Origin of the sequence: Luedemannella helvata, assembly GCF_039528415.1 — a bacterium.
In the GTDB taxonomy this organism is placed as follows: Bacteria; Actinomycetota; Actinomycetes; order Mycobacteriales; family Micromonosporaceae; genus Luedemannella; species Luedemannella helvata.
This window is the reverse complement of sequence record NZ_BAAALS010000004.1, coordinates 213,231-229,601: the sequence shown is the minus strand read 5'-3', so window position 1 is coordinate 229,601 and position 16,371 is coordinate 213,231. Positions and strand designations below refer to the sequence as shown.

Sequence of the window (16,371 nt, the reverse complement as noted above, 5' to 3'; positions counted from 1 at the left end):
GCTCCTGTGCCGACTCGGATGGTGGTGACTAGCCGTTGACCTTGAAGCCGGCCTTCTTGAGGTCCTCCAGCGTCGTCGTCTGCATCGTGTCCAGGGCGCCACCGAACGGGGTCTTGTCTGAGATGGCCTTGGCGAACGCGTCCTTGTAGGCGCTGTAGGCGACGTTGACGTTGGGACCGAAGGTGAAGCCGGCCGCCGTGTCCGCGATCCCCTTGGCCGTGACGTAGAAGTCAGGCTGGTTGGGGAAGAAGTCGGGCGCGGTGGACAGCGCCGGACCGGACTGCGCCGCCTTCGAGGCCGGGTAGATGCCACCCTCGCGGACGAGGGTCGCGACCGCGTCGGGGTCGGTGTTGAGCCACACGGCGAACTGCGCCGCCGCCGCCTGGTTCTTCGAGCCCGCGGTCACCGCGGTGGTGGAGCCACCCCAGCTACCGGTCTTGTTCTCACCGGCGGCCCACTGCGGCAGCGCCGCCATGGCCCACTTGCCCTTGGTGTCGGCCGCGTTGCCGGCCAGCACGCCGGGGCCCCAGATGGCGCTGGGCCACGCGAGCAGGGTGCCGTCGTTGAGCGCCTTGTTCCACTCCGGGGTGTACATCGGCTTGCTGTCGACGACGCCCTCGGCGACCAGGCCGCTCCAGAAGTCGGTGACCTTCTTGGTGGCCGGGTCGTTGATCGAGACACTCCAGGTGTCACCGTTGATCCCCCACCAGGAGGCACCGGCCTGCTGGGCGAGGCCGACGAACCAACCGGGGTCACCCGAGGAGAACGTGGTGAGGAAGGACTTGGGGGCCTTCTTCTTCGCCGCGCGCGCCGTGGCGGCGAACTCGTCCCACGTCTTCGGTACGGTCAGGCCGTACTTCTTGAAGAGGTCCTCGCGGTAGTAGAGCATCATCGGGCCGACGTCCTGCGGGATGGCGTAGACGCCGTCGGTGCCGAGGGTGACGGTCTGCCACACCCCGTCGGCGAAGTCGCTCTTGGCGTTGCCGACCTTGTCCTTGATGTCGGCGAGCACGTCGTTGCTCACGAGCGTCGGTAGGGCCTGGTACTCCACCTGGGCCAGGTCCGGCGGGCTGCCGGCCTTGGCCGCGGTGAGCAGCTTGGTGACCAGCTCGTCACCCTGCGCCTGCTTGCTCGCGGTGACGTGGATGTTCGGGTGGGTGGCGTTCCACTTGTCCACCACCTTGTCGATGTTCGGCACCCAGGACCAGAAGGTCAGTTCCACCTTCTCGTCCGTAGCGGTGCCGCCACCGTTGTCGCCGCCGCTGTTGCACGCGGCCGCGAACAGGCTGACGCAGAGCAGGAGCACCGCGGTGGTGCTCCGTCGTGCGAGTCGCATAAACGCCCTCCGGCTTGTACGCATGGTCAAATTGCGGTGGTGTTACATGGCTGTGAGCGCTCACAGTCTTGGGGTGATTTGTGTATGTGTCAATAGGCGCATGTCTCCAATAATTTCCTTCTAGACAAGCGCTTGACCTGTACGGAGTATGTTGGGAGCGCTCACAGCCTGGAGACTGCACATGCACCCACTCGCGGCCGCATCGGCCAGCTCAGCGGCCCCGGATCGCGGTCGCGCGACCACTTCATTGCGCTTCGGCCACAGTCCGGCCACATTGGACACGACGCTCGACGCGGTGCCCGGTGCCGCGCCGGCCCAGTGGCCGCGGCGCCCGGCGGGAATCGCGTACGGCGGCGACTACAACCCGGAGCAGTGGCCGGAGGAGGTCTGGGCCGAGGACGTCGCGCTCATGCGCGAGGCCGGGGTCAACCTCGTCAGCGTGGGCATCTTCGCCTGGGCCATGGTGGAGCCCGAGGAGGGCCGCTACACCTTCGACTGGCTCGACCGCCTGCTGGACCTGCTGCACGCCGCGGAGATCGCGGTCGACCTCGGCACCCCCACCGCCGCGCCGCCCTCGTGGTTCCTGCACCGCCACCCGCACGTGCGCCCGGTGACCCGCGACGGGCAGGTGCTGGGCAGCGGCGGGCGCCAGTCGTTCTGCCCCAGCTCACCGGAGTACGCCGCCGCCGCCGAGCGCGTCACCACGCAGCTCGCCCGCCGGTACGCGACACACCCCGCCGTCGTGCTCTGGCACGTCAACAACGAGTACGGCGCGCCGGTCGGCGAGTGCTACTGCGCGGTGTCGGCCGCCGCTTTCCGCGACTGGCTGCGCGCGCGTTACCGGGACCTGGACGCGCTCAACGAGGCGTGGGGCACCACGTTCTGGAGCCAGCGCTACGGCGACTGGAGCGAGATCGACGCGCCCCGCACGGCGGCCACGGTCGTCAACCCGGCGCAGCGGCTGGACTTCGCGCGCTTCACCTCGGACGCGCTGCTGGACAACTACCGTCGCGAGCGCGACATCCTGCACCGGCTCGCCCCCGGCATCCCGGTGACCACGAACTTCCAGCTCGCCAACTGCAAGGCCCTGGACTACTGGCGCTGGGCGACCGAGGTCGACGTGGTCTCCAACGATCACTACCTGCAGGCGGAACGGGCCGACAACCACGTCGAGCTGGCGATGTGCGCCGACCTCACCCGCTCGGTCGCGGCCGGGCGGCCCTGGCTACTCATGGAGCACTCCACGAGCGCGGTCAACTGGCAGGCGCGCAACATCGCCAAGCGGCCCGGGGAGATGCGGCGCAACAGCCTCGCGCACGTGGCGCGGGGCGCCGACGCGGTGCTGTTCTTCCAGTGGCGGGCGGGCCGGCGCGGCGCCGAGAAGTTCCACTCGGCGATGCTGCCGCACGGCGGCACCGGCACCCGCATCTGGCGCGAGGTCGTCGACCTGGGGCTCGACCTGAGCGCCCTGCGCCCGCTGCGCGGCACCCGGGTCAGCGCCGACGTCGCGATCGTGTGGGACTGGGCGGCCTGGTGGGCGCTCGAGCTGGAATGGCGGCCGTCGGTCGACCTGACGTACCGGGAGCGGATCGAGGCCTACTACGGGCAGCTGTGGCGCGACCACCTCACCGTCGACTTCGTGCACCCCGAGGGTGACCTGGGCGCGTACCCACTGGTCGTGGTTCCGAGTCTGTACCTGACGACGCCGGCTGCCGCCGCGAACCTGCGCGCGTACGTGGACGGTGGCGGCAGTGTCGTCGTGTCGTACTTCTCGGGCATCGTGGACGCCGACGACGCCGTCTACCCGGGCGCGTACCCGGGCGCGCTGCGCGACCTGCTCGGGCTGGAGGTCGAGGAGTTCCTGCCGCTGCGCGAGGGTGAGCGGGTGCGCCTGTCCGACGGTACGGTCGGCGACGTGTGGGCCGAGGACGTCCGGCTCGCGGGCGCCACGGCCGTGGCCACGTATGTCGACGGCCCGGCGGCCGGCGGCCCGGCGATCACCCACCACCGCTTCGGCGCCGGCCACGCCTGGTACGTGTCGACCCGCGCCCACGGCGAGGACCTACGCGGAGTGCTGCGCAACGCGTACGCCGGGGTGGGCCTCATGCCCCCTGCCGGCATTCCGGACGACGTGGAGGTGGTGCGCCGGACCGGGCCGGACGCGTCGTACACGGTGATCATCAACCACCGCGCGGACGCCGCGACGGTCGCCGTCACCGGCATGGAGCTGCTCACGGGCGAACCCTGCCCGGGCAGCGTCACCGTACCGGCCGGCGGGGTGCGGGTGGTCGCCTCGTCCCGCTAGCGGACCCGATGGCGGGGCCGGCGCGTGACGCGCCGGCCCCGCCGCGGTCCGGATCAGGCCGTGCCGAGCACGGCCACCGCGGGCAGGGCCCGACAGTTGTAGTCGAACAGCGCCTGGTTCTCCCACGCGTTGCCGGAGTTGGGGTTGGTCGGGTCCCAGCCGTTGCCGGCCACCGCCGTCCACGCCGGCTCCCAGTAGAAGACGCCGAGGCCGCGCCCGTTGGGCACGTTGCGGACCACGTTGAACACCGCCCTGATCTCGTCGACCTGCCCCTGCGGGGTGGCCGGGAAGCCGCCCGCCGAGGCCAGCGAGGAGTTGAAGATGTTCGTGTGCGAGTCCTTCTGGGCGGTGGTGAACCCGTAGGCCGTCTCGACGACCACGACATCCTTGTTGTACCGGGTCGCCATGTCGTTGAGGTTGGCCTGCAGGCTCGACAGCGACCCGTGCCAGTACGGGTAGTACGACGCGCCGATGACGTCGAACTGCACGCCGGCGCCGATGACCCCGTCGAACCACCAGCGGAACAGCGAGTTGTTGCCGCCCTCGGCGAGGTGCAGCATCACCCGCGTACCGGAGTCCACCGCCCTGACCGCGTTGATGCCCGACGTGAGCAGCTGGCCGAGGTTGTTGAAGTTCTGGTAGCTGCCGTCCGGGTGCAGCATGCCGGAGTTGAGCTCGTTGCCCACCTGCACCATGTCCGCCGTGGTGCCCTGGTTGCGCAGGGCGCTGAGCACGTCGTAGGTGTGGTTGTAGACCGCGTCACGCAGCTGGGAGAACGAGTAGTTCGCCCACGCCGCCGGCTTGACCTGCTTGCCCGGGTCGGCCCACGAGTCGGAGTAGTGGAAGTCGATGAGCAACTTCATGCCCGCCGCCTTGATCCGGCTCGCCATCGTCAGCACGCGGGCCTTGTTGTTGTACCCGTCGACCGGGTTCACCCAGACCTTGAGGCGGGCGTAGTTGGCGCCGCCGGAGCGCAGGATCGCGATGGCGTCACCGCGGGCGCCGTTCGCGTCGTAGTACACGGCGCCCTTGTCCTCGTTCTTCTTCAGGCCGGACAGGTCGACGCCGCGAATGGAGATCCCGCCGCCGCTGCCACCGGTGGAGCCGGTGCGCGCGAACGTCACCTCGTCCACGTTGATCCAGTTGTTGGCGTTGGCGCGCGAACGGATCACCACCGTGCAGTTGCCGGATGTCACGGTCACGCTCGTGGAGATCTGCGTCCAGGCGCTCGACGACGTCGGGATGTACGCGAACGCCTCCGCGCCGCCGCAGTTGCGCAGCGAGATGTAGGAGGCGTTCTGCCCGCCGCTGGAGCGTGTCCAGGCGGTCATCGTGTACGTGCCCGAGGCGAGCCCGGTCAGCGTCTGGAAGGTCTCCACGGTGTACGCGCTGGAGGCCCAGTGCGCGAGCTGGTAGCCGCCGCTGCGGCCGCCGGCCTCGGACTTGCTGGCGGAGGTGGTGCCGGACTCCGACCAGCCGCTCGGCGTCTGGGTGGCGCCGTTGCTGTCGAAGCCGGGATTGGTCAGGGTGCTGGCCGCCGTGGCGAACGGCGCCGCGACGAGGACGGCCGCGGCGGTGGCCAGCGTCGCGCCGAGCACGATGAGCCGGCGCGGGAGCGCGCGCCTGCGGGAAACGGGTGGTGGTGAGGTGTGGGACATGGAGCCCTCCGGTGGTCGGGCGGTTCAGGGAGCGCTCACAGCCATGGCACACCCGGTGCGCTGGGCCACCGTCCACAGTGGTGGTCGGCCGGGACGCCGCGCCGCATGGCATCGACGTTGGCCACTGTGTTGCGTCAAGAGACCATAACAGAGAGTCTGCTGTCAACCCCGCACCGTTCGGTCAGGCGTCGGCGGCGGCCGGCACGTTGCTGTCCCGCAGCATCGTGACGAACGAGTCCACCAGCCCGGTCAGGTCGACCTGCTCGGGGTCGAGCAGCCACTGCAGCTGCAACCCGTCCATGACGGCGACGAGCAGCGCCGCGGCCTGCTCGGGGCTGAGCCGGCCCGCGATGCGCTCCCCCAGCTCCTCGCGCAGGCCGTCCACATGGTGCCCGCGCGCGGTGCGGTAGCGCTGCACGAAGAAGTCCCGGGCCGGGTGGGCCTCCGTGACGCTCTCGGCCGACAGCACCGTGAACGACTGCACGACCCCCGGCCGGGTGGCGTTGAACTCCATGAGCTGCCGGATGCCGTCGAGGTGCGGCTCGTCGCTGCCCCCGTCGAAGCGCTGGTAGTCCTCCGCGTCGCGCAGCTTGAGGACCTCGACGAGCAGGGCCTGCTTGGTCGGGAAGTAGTGCAGCACGCCCTGCTGGGTCAGGCCGATCCGCTCCGCGACGAGGGCCAGGGAGGTGCCCCGGTAGCCCCGCTCGGCGAACGTCTCCAGCGCGACCCGCAGGATCTGGTCGCGCCGGTTGTGCGCCCGCCCGCCACGGCGGTTGTCGACGTCGCCCATGTGTGCCTCCCTCCAGCGGAGCCGCCAGCCTAGCGGCAATCGCGGCGGGCACACGGTCGCGAACTTACCGACCCATCGGTAGGCGGGCACGCCGGGCGGGTGAGCAGGCACGGCGCGGCGGGCCGCGCCGGAACACGTCAGGCCGGCGGCTGGTCGCCCGGGTTGGTGTGCTCGGCCAGGAACCGCTCCAGCTCCGCCCCGAGCTCCTCCGCGGTCGGCAGCGGCCCCGCCGCGGCGAGCAGGTTGCCGCCGTTGTCACGGCCGATCATGAACGAGTCGTACTGCTGCTCCAGCGCGCGCACCAGGCCGGTCGCCTCGTCGGACTCGGCCACCTGGGTGTCGACGGAGGCGCGGACCTCCTCGGCCAACTCGCGCAGCGCCTCCGTCGGCAGCAGCAGGCCGGTCGCCTTGGAGAGGGAGGCGAGCAACTGCTCGGCGGCGGCCGGGTAGTCGCTCTGGGCGAGGTAGTGCGGCACGTGGGCGGCGAACCCGATGGCGTCGCGGCCGCGCTGACCCAGCCGGTACTCGAGGAGGTGGCCGACGCTGGCCGGCACGCGGACCCGCTGCAGCCACGGCTCGTACCCCGTGATGAGCTCGCCCCGGGTGGCATGCGCGGTGACGCCGACCGGCCGGGTGTGCGGCACCCCCATGGGGATCGCGTTGAGGCCCACGGTGACCCGCACGCCGAGCCGCTCGATGAGGTCGATGGCCGACCGCACGAACCGCTCCCACGCGAAGTCCGGCTCCGGTCCGTCGAGCAACAGGAACGGCGTCTCCTGCGCGTCGCGCAGCAGGTGGACGACGAGCTTCGGCTCCTCATAGGACGCCCAGTGGTCCTCGACGAAGTCCATGACCGGGCGCCGGGACCGGTAGTCGTAGACCTGGTCGAGGTCGAACCGGGCGATCTCGCGCCCGTCCAACGTGTCGAGCAGGTGTTCGCGGACCAGCCGGCTGGCCGCCCCGGCGTCGACGAAGCCGGTCAGCGCCTGCAGCAGCACCGGCTGCCCCAGGTCGGGCAGGTCGGTGGCCAGTTCGTACAGCTCCCGCGGGTCGCCCAACCCTCATACTCCTCGTCTGCGCGTGATCGGTTCTCAGGTGAACCGTACCCCGCCCGGCGGGAGGCGACATTGTGCTGGTGGCGAACACGGCACCCGACAAAACGACATAATCCCGATGTGACCGATACATTAGTGAGAGCGCAGGGACGCGGCGGCACCACCGCCGTGCTCCTGGCGACGTGCGTCTCCGCGTTGGTGGTCAACGCCAACACCTCGGCCGTGAGCATCCTGCTCCCCGCCATCAGCCGCGACGTCGGCTCGTCCGTGACCCAGCTGCAGTGGGCCGTCACGGCGTACTCACTGGTGGGCGCGGCCGTGATCGTGACCTCGGGGACGATGGGCGACATCTTCGGCCGCCGCCGGATCTTCCTGTACGGCCTGCTGCTGTTCATCGTCTCGTGCGTCTGGATCGCCATGTCCGAATCCGGCTGGTCGGTGATCGCCGGCCGGGCCGTGCAGGGAGCGTCGGGCGCCACCATCCTGGCCTGCGGCATGAGCCTGATCTCCGTGGCCACGAGCGGCGACGCCCAGGTGAAGGCCGTGTCGCTGTGGGGCGGCGCGTCCGCCGTCGGCGCCTCGCTCGGCCCGCTGCTGGGCGGCGCGCTCGTCGACATCGTCGGCTGGCAGGGCCTGTTCTGGGTGGACGCGGCGATCGCCGTCCTCTGCGTGCCGGTGACCCTGCGGGGCGTCGCCGAGTCGAACGACCCGAAGCGCCCGCGCCACGTCGATGTCGCGGGCACGGTGCTCATCGCGGTGGTCCTGGTACCCGTGATCCTGGGCCTCACCGAGGGCAGCGGCTGGGGCTGGCTCTCGCTGGGCACGCTCGCCTGCTTCGCGCTGTCGGCCGCCGCCCTCGTGGCGTTCGTCGCCGTGGAGCGCCGCAGCGCGGCGCCGCTCCTCGACCTTGGGATGCTGCGCAACGGGCAGCTCGTGGGCGCGACGTTGGTCATCCTCATCGGCGCGGCCGCGATCAACGGCCTCATGTACGTCCTGAGCATCTACCTGCAGGACCCGGCGACGCTGCATATGAGCCCACTCATGGCCGCAGTCGCGACCCTGCCCGCCATGGTCGGCATGCTGGTCATCTCGGTGTTGGTCAGCGCCATCGCGGCCCGCATCGGCACCCGGCAGACCATCGGCCTGGGCTTCGTCGTCAGTACGGTCGGCTTCGCCATCCTGGCCGCCACGCAGCAGGACTGGGGATACTCGATGTTCGTCCTGCCGCTGGTCGCCATCGCGGTGGGCCTGGGCCTCACGAACGGGCCGGCGTCGGCCATGGCGACGACCGTGGTGCCGACCGCGCAGGTGGGCGCCGCCTCCGGCATCTCCAACATGGCCCGTTACGTCGGTTCGGCCGTCGCCGTCGCGGCGTGCGCCGCCGTCTACGGCGGTGTCGCCGGGAGCGCCCAGGCCGCGGGCGCGGCGGCCGGCGATGCGGTCGCCAAGGGCATGGCACGCGCGTCGCTGCTGCTCACCATCATGTCTGCGGTCGGCATCGTGTTGTGCCTGCTGGCCCGCCGCCACCGGGTGGCGCGCCCCGACCTCGCGCGTGTCGCGCAGGCCGCGGCCGCCGTCGCGCAGACCGTGCCGACACGCGACCGAGGCTGATATCAGGTTCCGATATCGCGTGGCCGGGCGCGTTCGCCGCGCGCGGGTGGCGGGCCCGTGCCTAGGATCGGCAGCATGACTGAGAAGCCGACCGTACAGCTGCCCGATGAGGCGCCCGACGACCTGCAGATCAACGATCTGGTCGAGGGCACCGGTGAGCAGGCGACCGCAGGTCACCAGGTGACCGTCCACTACGTCGGCGTGGGCCTGTCCACCGGCCGTGAGTTCGACGCTTCCTACAACCGGGGCGACCCGTTCTCGTTCCGCCTCGGCGCGGGGCAGGTCATCGCCGGGTGGGACCAGGGCGTGGCGGGCATGCGCGTCGGCGGGCGCCGCCAGCTCACCATCCCGGCCCACCTGGGCTACGGCAACCGCGGGGCCGGCGGCGTGATCAAGCCCGGCGAGACGCTCGTGTTCGTCGTGGACCTGCTCGCCGTGAACTGACCCCACTCACGCGAACCGGCCCGCGGTGAACCACCGCGGGCCGGTCCCACGCGAGGTCGGTGTGCCGGTCGCCTCTCGGCGAGTGGCGCGACGCGGCTCCAGCCGAACGGTATTCCGCGAAGGCAATATGGTGAGGCCCGGGGACACAGGACACACCGACGCTGGGTACAACGACCGACCCCTGGCCCGAACTTCCCCACACTGATGTGTCGCCCGTCACGCCCGCCCCGGCGTGGTGACCGCCGACCCTCGACCCGGCACCCCAAGATGGAGTACCCATGAACGGCACTCCCGGCGGGCGGAGGATCATGCGTCGCACGGTGCGCAACCCCGTGCGCCTCGTCCCACCCGCCTTCCTGGCCGTCATCGCCCTTGGCTCTGGGGCGCTGGCCCTGCCCGCCGCGCGGGCCGGCGAGGGCTCGGCCCCGCTCGTGACCGCGGTATTCACGTCCGCCTCGTCCGTGTGCGTCACGGGCCTTGCCGTGAAGGACACGGCCACCTACTGGTCGCCGTTCGGCCAGGTCGTGATCATGGTGCTCACCCAGATCGGCGGCTTCGGCGTGATGGCCATGGCCACGCTGCTCACCATCGCCGTGGGCCGCCGGCTCGGCCTGCGCGGCCGGCTGCTCGCCCGCGCGGAGAACCAGTCCCTGGCGCTGGACAACCCCGGCCGCGTCCTGGCCCGCATCGGGCTCGTCATGCTCGTGTGCGAGTCCCTGATCCTCGTGTTCGTCACCGGCCGCCTGTGGCTGGGCTACGACTTCAGCTTCGGCCGCGCGCTCTGGTACGGGCTGTTCCACGCGGTCTCCGCGTTCAACAACGGCGGCTTCGCGCTCTGGTCCGACAGCCTCATGAGCTTCGTCGGGGACGCCTGGATCTGCCTGCCCATCACCTTCGGCGTCATCGCCGGCAGCCTGGGCTTTCCCGTGATGTTCGAGCTGTGGTGGACCCGGCGTTCCCCGGGCCGGTGGTCGACCCACACGCGGCTGACCGTGTTCGGCACCGTGATCCTGCTGGTGGTCGGCTTCGTCACCGTGCTCGTCGGCGAGTGGGCCAACCCGGCCACCCTGGGCCCGCTCGGCGTCGCCGACAAGACGCTGGCCGCGTTCATGCAGGGCACCATGCCCCGCTCGGGCGGGCTCAACAGCGTCGACTACGCCGCCATGCACCCGGCGACGATCGCCGTGGTGATCGCGCTCATGTTCATCGGGGCCGGCAGCGCGGGCACGGGCGGCGGCATCAAGATCACAACCTTCTTCCTGCTCGCGTACGTGATCAGGGCCGAGGTGAAGGGCGAGCGGGACGTCGTGATCGGGCACCGGCGCGTGGCGGAATCCACCCAGCGGCAGGCCGTCAGCGTGGCGCTCGGCGGCGTCGCGCTGTGCGCGCTCGGCACGCTCGCCCTGCTCACCACGTCGCCCTGGCTCACCCTGGAACGCGGACTGTTCGAGGCGGTGTCGGCGTTCGGCACCGTCGGGCTCTCGCTCGGCGTCACCGGCAACCTGGGCGACAGCGCCCAGGTTGTCCTTATCATTCTGATGTTCGTAGGCCGGGTGGGGACGATCACGGTCGCCTCGGCGCTCGCCCTGACCGACCGGCCCAGCCTGTACCGCTATCCGGAAGCGAGGCCGATCGTTGGGTGAGTTGGAGAGATCCGACGCCGTCGTCGTCATCGGGTTGGGCCGCTTCGGCGGTGCGGTGGCCGATTCCCTCATGCGCCTCGGGCACCCCGTGCTCGGGATCGACGCCGACGAGCGGCTCGTCCAGTCGTACGCGGACCGGCTCACCCACGTGGTCGCCGCCGACGCCACGGACACCGAGGCCCTGCGCCAGCTCGGCGTGGCGGACTTCGGCCGCGCGGTCGTGGGCATCGGCACGGACCTGGAGGCGAGCGTGCTCTGCGTGCTCTCGCTCACCGAACTGAACGTCCGCGACATCTGGGCCAAGGCGACCAGCGGCCGGCACGGGGCCATCCTGTCGCGCATGGGCGCCCAGCACGTGATCTACCCCGAGTCGAGCATGGGCGGCCGGGTGGCACACCTGATCACCAGCAAAATGATCGACTTCATCGAGTTCGAGGACGGGTTCGCGATCGCGAAGGTGCGCGCGCCCGCCGCGGCGGTCGGCCGGTCGTTGGCCGACGCGGCGCTGCGTACCCACTACGGCATCACGGTCGTCGGCACGAAGATGCGCGGAGAGGACTTCACGTACGCCCGACCGGAGACGGTCGTCGCGCCGGGCGCGCTGCTCATCGTGGCCGGACCGACCGACAAGGTGGAGCGCTTCGCGTCGAGTTCGTGAGCATGGACAGCGGGAAGGGCGGGCCGCGTGGGCCCGCCCTTCCGTTCGCTCAGTGAGGCTCAGCGGCCGCCGCCGTGCCCACCGCCGCCGTGCCCACCGCCACCGTGCCCACCGCCACCGTGGTCCCCACCGCCACCGTGGTCCCCGCCGCCGCCGTGATCGTTGTCGCCCCAGCGGTCACCGAAGCAATGCCGCCAGGCTCCGCGGTCCCAACCACCCCAGCGGCGCCAGTTGTCGCCGCGCCAGCGGTCCCAGCGGTCGTGGCCCCAGCCACGACGGTCCCAGCGGTCGAAGTGGCGGTCGCACCACCGGTCGTGGCCCCACCGGTTGTGGCCGTACCGCCAGTGGTCGCTCCACCAGGGCTGGGCCAGGGGCGCTACCGCCTCGACCGCCCGCGCCGGACCCTGCGTGGCGTCCGACGGTGCGGCCGCCGCCGGAGCGCTGAGCAGACCGGCGCCGAAGATCGCGGCGCCCGCCATGGCGGCGACCCTCATCGTTGCCTTGCTCATACCGAACTCCTCTCCGATTAGCGAAATATGCCCGAAATATTCCGTATCCGAGGGCAGCGTAGCTCCGCTCGCCGTCCGGTGCAGGCAATCGCCCGCGATTCGTCAAAGGTCAGAATTCTTCGTCTCGCGCGACGATGACGCCCGTGCGCAGGACGAGAAGGACGCCGCCGGCCGGCGGTTCAGGAGGCGAACCGGGCCAGGATGGTGCGATCGTCGTCGAACGGCTCGTCGCCCGGCGCGGGGCGCGGGGGTTCGGCGGGCCGGCGCGGCTCCACATAGGTGTGCGCCAGGAAGTCCGCCCGGGCCTGCTCGATGCTGCGCCCGTCCGCGGTGGCCACCGACAGCAGGCGACGCGCCACCGCGTCCAGCGACGGGCGGTCCTGCGGCTCGTACGACAGCATCGCCCCGATGAGGAAGACCACCTCGTCCGGCACCGCGGACAGGTCGATCGGGTCGTACGGGTCGGTGATGCGGTTGAGCAGCGCCAGCCCCCGCTCGGTCGGGTACGGGTGATGGCAGCTGAACGCGAAGACCAGGGTCGCGCCGAGCGCGTAGATGTCCGTGGCGGTGGACACCTCGCCGTCGCTGAAGCCCTGCTCGGGTGCCATGTAGGCGATCGTGCCGACGAGCAGGCCGGACTCGTCGAGGTGGTTCTCGCCGTCCGTGAGCATGGCGAGGCCGAAGTCGATCATCTTGGGTCCGTCGGGGCCGAGCAGGATGTTGCGCGGCTTGAGGTCGCGGTGCACCAGGCCGGCCTCGTGGATGCGGGCCAGGCCGTCGGCGAGGCAGGCGCCCAGCATGGCGGCGTCCCGCACGCCCATCGGCCCGCGCAGCTCCATGTGCTCCATGAGGTTGAGGCCCGGCACGTACTCGACCGCGAGCCACGGCCGGTCCTCGTCGAGGCCGGCGCCCTCGAACCGGGTGACCCGCGTGCCGTACACCATCCGCATGTGGTTCACCTCGGTCGCGAACCGGGCGCGCACGTCCTGCCCGTTCACCAGCTCCGGGCGGATGACCTTGACCGCGACCCGGTCGCCCAGCGGGGAGATGCCCAGGTAGACCAGGCCCATGCCGCCGGAGCCCAGTCGCGCGACCAGCCGGTACGGCCCGACGTAGGTCGGGTCGGTCGGTCTCAGTGGCGTCATCGCTGTCGGCTCCCGGACGGTTATGGGGTGTGACCATCTTTAACCAGCCGCCGCGCCCCCCGCCACTCGGCGCGGGATCGACTTGATGACATCCTGGATCCCATGAGCAACACCGAGCGGGAGCCGACCGAGCTGGCCTGCGGGACCACCACGGATGTCGCGCCGACCCCGGTGACCGAGCTGCTCCCCGGCCGCGACGTGCCGCTGGGTCGCTACACGGTGGTGCGCCGCCTGTTGCCGCAACGCGCGCGGCGCATGGTCGGCGCGTGGTGCTTCCTCGACCACTACGGTCCCGAGGACGTCTCGTCCCGGCCCGGCATGCGCGTGCCCCCGCACCCGCACACCGGGCTGCAGACGGTCAGCTGGCTGCTCGACGGCGAGATCCTGCACCGCGACAGCCTCGGCTCGGTCCAGCTCATCCGCCCCGGACAGCTCAACCTGATGACGTCCGGCGCGGGCATCTCCCACTCCGAGGAGTCCCCTGCCGAGCACCCGCCGGTGCTGCACGGGCTGCAACTGTGGGTGGCGCTGCCCGCGCACGCGCGCGACGTGCCGGCCGCGTTCGACCACCACGCCGAGCTGCCGGCGCTGCGCGACGGCGCGCTGACCGCGACCGTGGTCGTCGGGGAGTTCGGCGGGCTGCGCTCGCCCGCCCGCGCGTACACCCCGCTCGTGGGGGTCGACCTCACGCTGGCGGCCGGCGGGTCCGCGACGCTCACCCTCGACCCCACCTTCGAGTACGCGGTGGTCGCCATGTCCGGTACCCCGGACGTGGCCGGCACGCCCGTGGGCGGGGGTGAGCTGCTCTACCTGGGCTGCGGACGGTCCCTGCTCGACGTGTCCGCCGCCGGCGGCGCCCGGTTCTTCCTGCTCGGCGGCGAGCCGTTCGCCGAGCCCCTGGTCATGTGGTGGAACTTCGTGGGGCGCACCCACGAGGACATCGTGGCGGCCCGCGAGGCGTGGGACGACGGGACGGCGTCGGGCCGGTTCGGCACGGTCCACGGGTATGACGGTGCCCCGCTGCCGGCCCCGCCGCTGCCGACCACCCGCCTGGTGGCTCGTGACCGCGAGGGGCGGTCCTGACCCAGATGGGTGGTAGGACTGAGCGCGTGACAGACGCACGCGAGCGGGCCACCGCCGTCCTGGAGAAGCTGGCCGGAGCGGGCGCGCGGCTGCGCGACGACCAGTGGCGCGCCATCGCCGCGCTGCTCGACGGCGAACGGGTGCTCTGCGTGCAGCGCACCGGGTGGGGCAAGTCGGCGGTCTACTTCGTGGCCACGGCCCTGCTGCGCGAGCGCGGCCACGGGCCCACGGTCATCGTGTCGCCCCTGCTGGCCCTCATGCGCAACCAGGTGGAGGCCGCCGGCCGGGCGGGCATCCACGCGCGCACCATCAACTCGGCCAACCTCGACGAGTGGGACGAGATCACCGAGGCGGTCACGGCCGGCACGGTGGACGTGCTGCTCATCAGCCCGGAGCGGCTCAACAACCCCGACTTCCGCGACGCCGTGCTGCCCTCGCTCACCGCGACCACGGGCCTGCTCGTCGTCGACGAGGCGCACTGCGTCTCCGACTGGGGTCACGACTTCCGCCCCGACTACCGCCGGCTGCGCACGATGCTGGCCGACCTGCCGGCCGGCGTACCCGTCCTGGCCACGACCGCTACCGCGAACGCCCGGGTGACCGCCGACGTGGCCGAGCAGCTCGGCGACGCCCTCGTGCTGCGCGGCGGCCTCGACCGGGACTCGCTGCGCCTGTCGGTCGTCGGCGTGCCCGGCCCGGCGCACCGCCTGGCCTGGCTGGCCGACCACCTCGACGAGCTGCCCGGCTCCGGCATCGTGTACACGCTGACCGTGGCCGCGGCCCACGAGACGGCCGCGTTCCTCACCGCCCGGGGGCACGTGGTCGCCGCGTACACCGGGCAGTCCGAGGACGCCGAGCGCCGCGCCGCCGAACAGGACCTGCTCGACAACAAGATCAAGGCACTGGTCGCGACGTCCGCGCTCGGCATGGGCTTCGACAAGCCCGACCTGGGCTTCGTCCTCCACCTCGGCGCCCCGCCCTCCCCGATCGCGTACTACCAGCAGGTCGGCCGCGCCGGTCGCGGGGTGGCCAGCGCCGAGGTCGTCCTGCTGCCCGGCCCGGAGGACGAGGCGATCTGGCGCTACTTCGCGTCCCTGGCCTTCCCGCCGGAGGAACAGGTGCGTGCGGTGCTCGCCCAACTGTCCGATCGTCCACTGTCGACTCCCGCGTTGGAGGCCCGGGTCGAGCTGCGCCGGGCCCGGCTGGAGCTCATGCTCAAGGTGCTCGACGTGGACGGGGCGGTACGTCGGGTGCGCGGCGGCTGGGTCGCCACCGGTACCCCCTGGGTCTACGACGCGCGGCGGCTGGCGCGGGTCGCGGCCGCGCGCACCGACGAGCAGGACGCGATGCGCGCGTACGCGCGCCTGGACGCCTGCCGGATGGAGTTCCTGCGCCGCTGCCTGGACGACGACGGCGCCGCCCCGTGCGGGCGCTGCGACCGGTGCGCTCCCCCACGCTTCGCCGCCGACGTGTCACCGGCGGCGCTGTCGGCGGCCGAGTCGTTCCTCGGCCGGGCGGGCGTCACCATCGAGCCGCGCCGCATGTGGCCGACCGGCCTCGCGGCCGTCGGGGTCCCGCTGTCGGGCCGCATCCCCGCCGACGAGCAGACCCTGCCGGGCCGCGCGGTCGGCCGCCTGACCGATCTCGGCTGGGGCGCCCGGCTGCGCGACCTGCTGGCAGACGACGCCCTCGACGGCCCGGCGCCGGACGCGCTGCGTGCCGCCGTCGTGGAGGTGCTCGCCGGGTGGGCCCGGGGCGACAGTCCGTGGCCGCAACGGCCCGCCGGCGTCGTCGCGTTGGCGTCGCGGCGCCGGCCCGCCCTCATCCACAGCGTCGCCGGGCACGTCGCGGCCGTGGGCCGCCTGCCACTGCTCGGCGTGCTGGAGTCGACGGCACCGCCCGCGCCCGGCGGCGTCAACAGCGCCCAGCGGGTCCGGGCGCTGCACGACGCGTTCGCCCCGGACCCGGCGCTCACGGCCGCGGTCGCCGCCCTCGACGGGCCGGTACTACTCGTCGACGACCTGGTCGACTCCGGCTGGACCATGGCGCTCGCGGGCCGCGCGCTGCGCCGCGCCGGCGCGCCAGCGGTGCTCCCCTTCGCGCTCGCCATAACCACCTAGGTGGTCGCTGACCT

The 16,371-nt window shown here is 71.9% G+C and carries 13 protein-coding genes; 7 read left to right on the top strand and 6 right to left on the bottom strand.

Annotated elements, in window-relative coordinates:
• Positions 1-28: 28 nt before the first annotated feature.
• Complete coding sequence (locus ABD191_RS06000; RefSeq protein ID WP_344077711.1) at positions 29-1,336, bottom strand: extracellular solute-binding protein; 1,308 nt, start codon at positions 1,334-1,336, stop codon at positions 29-31.
• A 274-nt stretch (positions 1,337-1,610) separates the two neighbouring features.
• Between ABD191_RS06000 and ABD191_RS05995 the strand changes: the two genes are divergently transcribed.
• Positions 1,611-3,641 carry a beta-galactosidase gene (locus tag ABD191_RS05995; RefSeq protein WP_344077709.1) on the top strand — a complete coding sequence of 677 codons (2,031 nt, stop codon included), beginning with the start codon at positions 1,611-1,613 and terminating at the stop codon, positions 3,639-3,641.
• A gap of 53 nt (positions 3,642-3,694) precedes the next feature.
• Here the strand turns inward: ABD191_RS05995 and ABD191_RS05990 are convergent, their stop codons facing one another.
• The 3 genes from ABD191_RS05990 to ABD191_RS05980 all read right to left on the bottom strand — a co-directional run bounded on the left by ABD191_RS05990 (position 3,695) and on the right by ABD191_RS05980 (position 7,147).
• The gene (locus ABD191_RS05990) at positions 3,695-5,299 is read right to left on the bottom strand and encodes a glycoside hydrolase family 53 protein (protein WP_344077707.1); all 1,605 of its coding nucleotides are present in this window, start codon (positions 5,297-5,299) and stop codon (positions 3,695-3,697) included.
• A gap of 181 nt (positions 5,300-5,480) precedes the next feature.
• Entirely contained in the window at positions 5,481-6,089 is a 609-nt protein-coding gene (locus tag ABD191_RS05985) for a TetR/AcrR family transcriptional regulator (protein ID WP_344077705.1), read from the bottom strand.
• 137 nt (positions 6,090-6,226) lie between these two features.
• The gene (locus tag ABD191_RS05980; protein WP_344077703.1) at positions 6,227-7,147 is read right to left on the bottom strand and encodes a proteasome assembly chaperone family protein; all 921 of its coding nucleotides are present in this window, start codon (positions 7,145-7,147) and stop codon (positions 6,227-6,229) included.
• A 117-nt stretch (positions 7,148-7,264) separates the two neighbouring features.
• Between ABD191_RS05980 and ABD191_RS05975 the strand changes: the two genes are divergently transcribed.
• The 4 genes from ABD191_RS05975 (at position 7,265) to ABD191_RS05960 (ending at position 11,500) form a co-directional block, all read left to right on the top strand.
• The gene (locus ABD191_RS05975) at positions 7,265-8,755 is read left to right on the top strand and encodes an MFS transporter (protein WP_344077701.1); all 1,491 of its coding nucleotides are present in this window, start codon (positions 7,265-7,267) and stop codon (positions 8,753-8,755) included.
• A gap of 75 nt (positions 8,756-8,830) precedes the next feature.
• On the top strand, positions 8,831-9,199 hold the full coding sequence (locus ABD191_RS05970) for an FKBP-type peptidyl-prolyl cis-trans isomerase (protein ID WP_344077699.1): 369 nt from the start codon (positions 8,831-8,833) through the stop codon (positions 9,197-9,199).
• A gap of 308 nt (positions 9,200-9,507) precedes the next feature.
• Positions 9,508-10,842 (top strand): TrkH family potassium uptake protein, encoded by a 1,335-nt coding sequence (locus ABD191_RS05965; protein WP_344077863.1) that lies wholly within the window; start codon positions 9,508-9,510, stop codon positions 10,840-10,842.
• A 1-nt stretch (position 10,843) separates the two neighbouring features.
• Positions 10,844-11,500: a potassium channel family protein gene (locus ABD191_RS05960; RefSeq protein WP_425560659.1), complete on the top strand. Its 657-nt coding sequence runs from the start codon at positions 10,844-10,846 to the stop codon at positions 11,498-11,500.
• Positions 11,501-11,559: 59 nt separating this feature from the next.
• On the opposite strand, the gene ABD191_RS05955 is transcribed toward ABD191_RS05960, so the two are convergent.
• Together ABD191_RS05955 and ABD191_RS05950 are read right to left on the bottom strand one after the other, a co-directional pair.
• Positions 11,560-12,009, bottom strand: coding sequence for a hypothetical protein (locus ABD191_RS05955; protein WP_344077695.1), 450 nt, complete (start codon positions 12,007-12,009; stop codon positions 11,560-11,562).
• A 179-nt stretch (positions 12,010-12,188) separates the two neighbouring features.
• Complete coding sequence (locus tag ABD191_RS05950) at positions 12,189-13,154, bottom strand: serine/threonine-protein kinase (RefSeq protein WP_344077693.1); 966 nt, start codon at positions 13,152-13,154, stop codon at positions 12,189-12,191.
• 102 nt (positions 13,155-13,256) lie between these two features.
• Here ABD191_RS05950 and ABD191_RS05945 point away from each other — a divergent pair, with 102 nt between their 5' ends.
• Together ABD191_RS05945 and ABD191_RS05940 are read left to right on the top strand one after the other, a co-directional pair.
• Complete coding sequence (locus tag ABD191_RS05945) at positions 13,257-14,237, top strand: pirin family protein (protein WP_344077691.1); 981 nt, start codon at positions 13,257-13,259, stop codon at positions 14,235-14,237.
• Between the two features lie 5 nt (positions 14,238-14,242).
• Entirely contained in the window at positions 14,243-16,357 is a 2,115-nt protein-coding gene (locus ABD191_RS05940; RefSeq protein WP_344077689.1) for a RecQ family ATP-dependent DNA helicase, read from the top strand.
• Positions 16,358-16,371 lie beyond the last annotated feature (14 nt).

Excerpts from the sequence above, each read along its gene's own strand:
- ABD191_RS05945 (WP_344077691.1), top strand. The coding sequence starts at position 13,257 with ATGAGCAACACCGAGCGGGAGCCGACCGAGCTGGCCTGCGGGACCACC.
- ABD191_RS05955 (WP_344077695.1), bottom strand. The coding sequence starts at position 12,009 with ATGAGCAAGGCAACGATGAGGGTCGCCGCCATGGCGGGCGCCGCGATC.
- ABD191_RS05985 (WP_344077705.1), bottom strand. The coding sequence starts at position 6,089 with ATGGGCGACGTCGACAACCGCCGTGGCGGGCGGGCGCACAACCGGCGC.
- ABD191_RS05990 (WP_344077707.1), bottom strand. The coding sequence starts at position 5,299 with ATGTCCCACACCTCACCACCACCCGTTTCCCGCAGGCGCGCGCTCCCG.
- ABD191_RS06000 (WP_344077711.1), bottom strand. The coding sequence starts at position 1,336 with ATGCGACTCGCACGACGGAGCACCACCGCGGTGCTCCTGCTCTGCGTC.
- ABD191_RS05940 (WP_344077689.1), top strand. The coding sequence starts at position 14,243 with ATGGGTGGTAGGACTGAGCGCGTGACAGACGCACGCGAGCGGGCCACC.
- ABD191_RS05970 (WP_344077699.1), top strand. The coding sequence starts at position 8,831 with ATGACTGAGAAGCCGACCGTACAGCTGCCCGATGAGGCGCCCGACGAC.
- ABD191_RS05950 (WP_344077693.1), bottom strand. The coding sequence starts at position 13,154 with ATGACGCCACTGAGACCGACCGACCCGACCTACGTCGGGCCGTACCGG.
- ABD191_RS05965 (WP_344077863.1), top strand. The coding sequence starts at position 9,508 with ATGCGTCGCACGGTGCGCAACCCCGTGCGCCTCGTCCCACCCGCCTTC.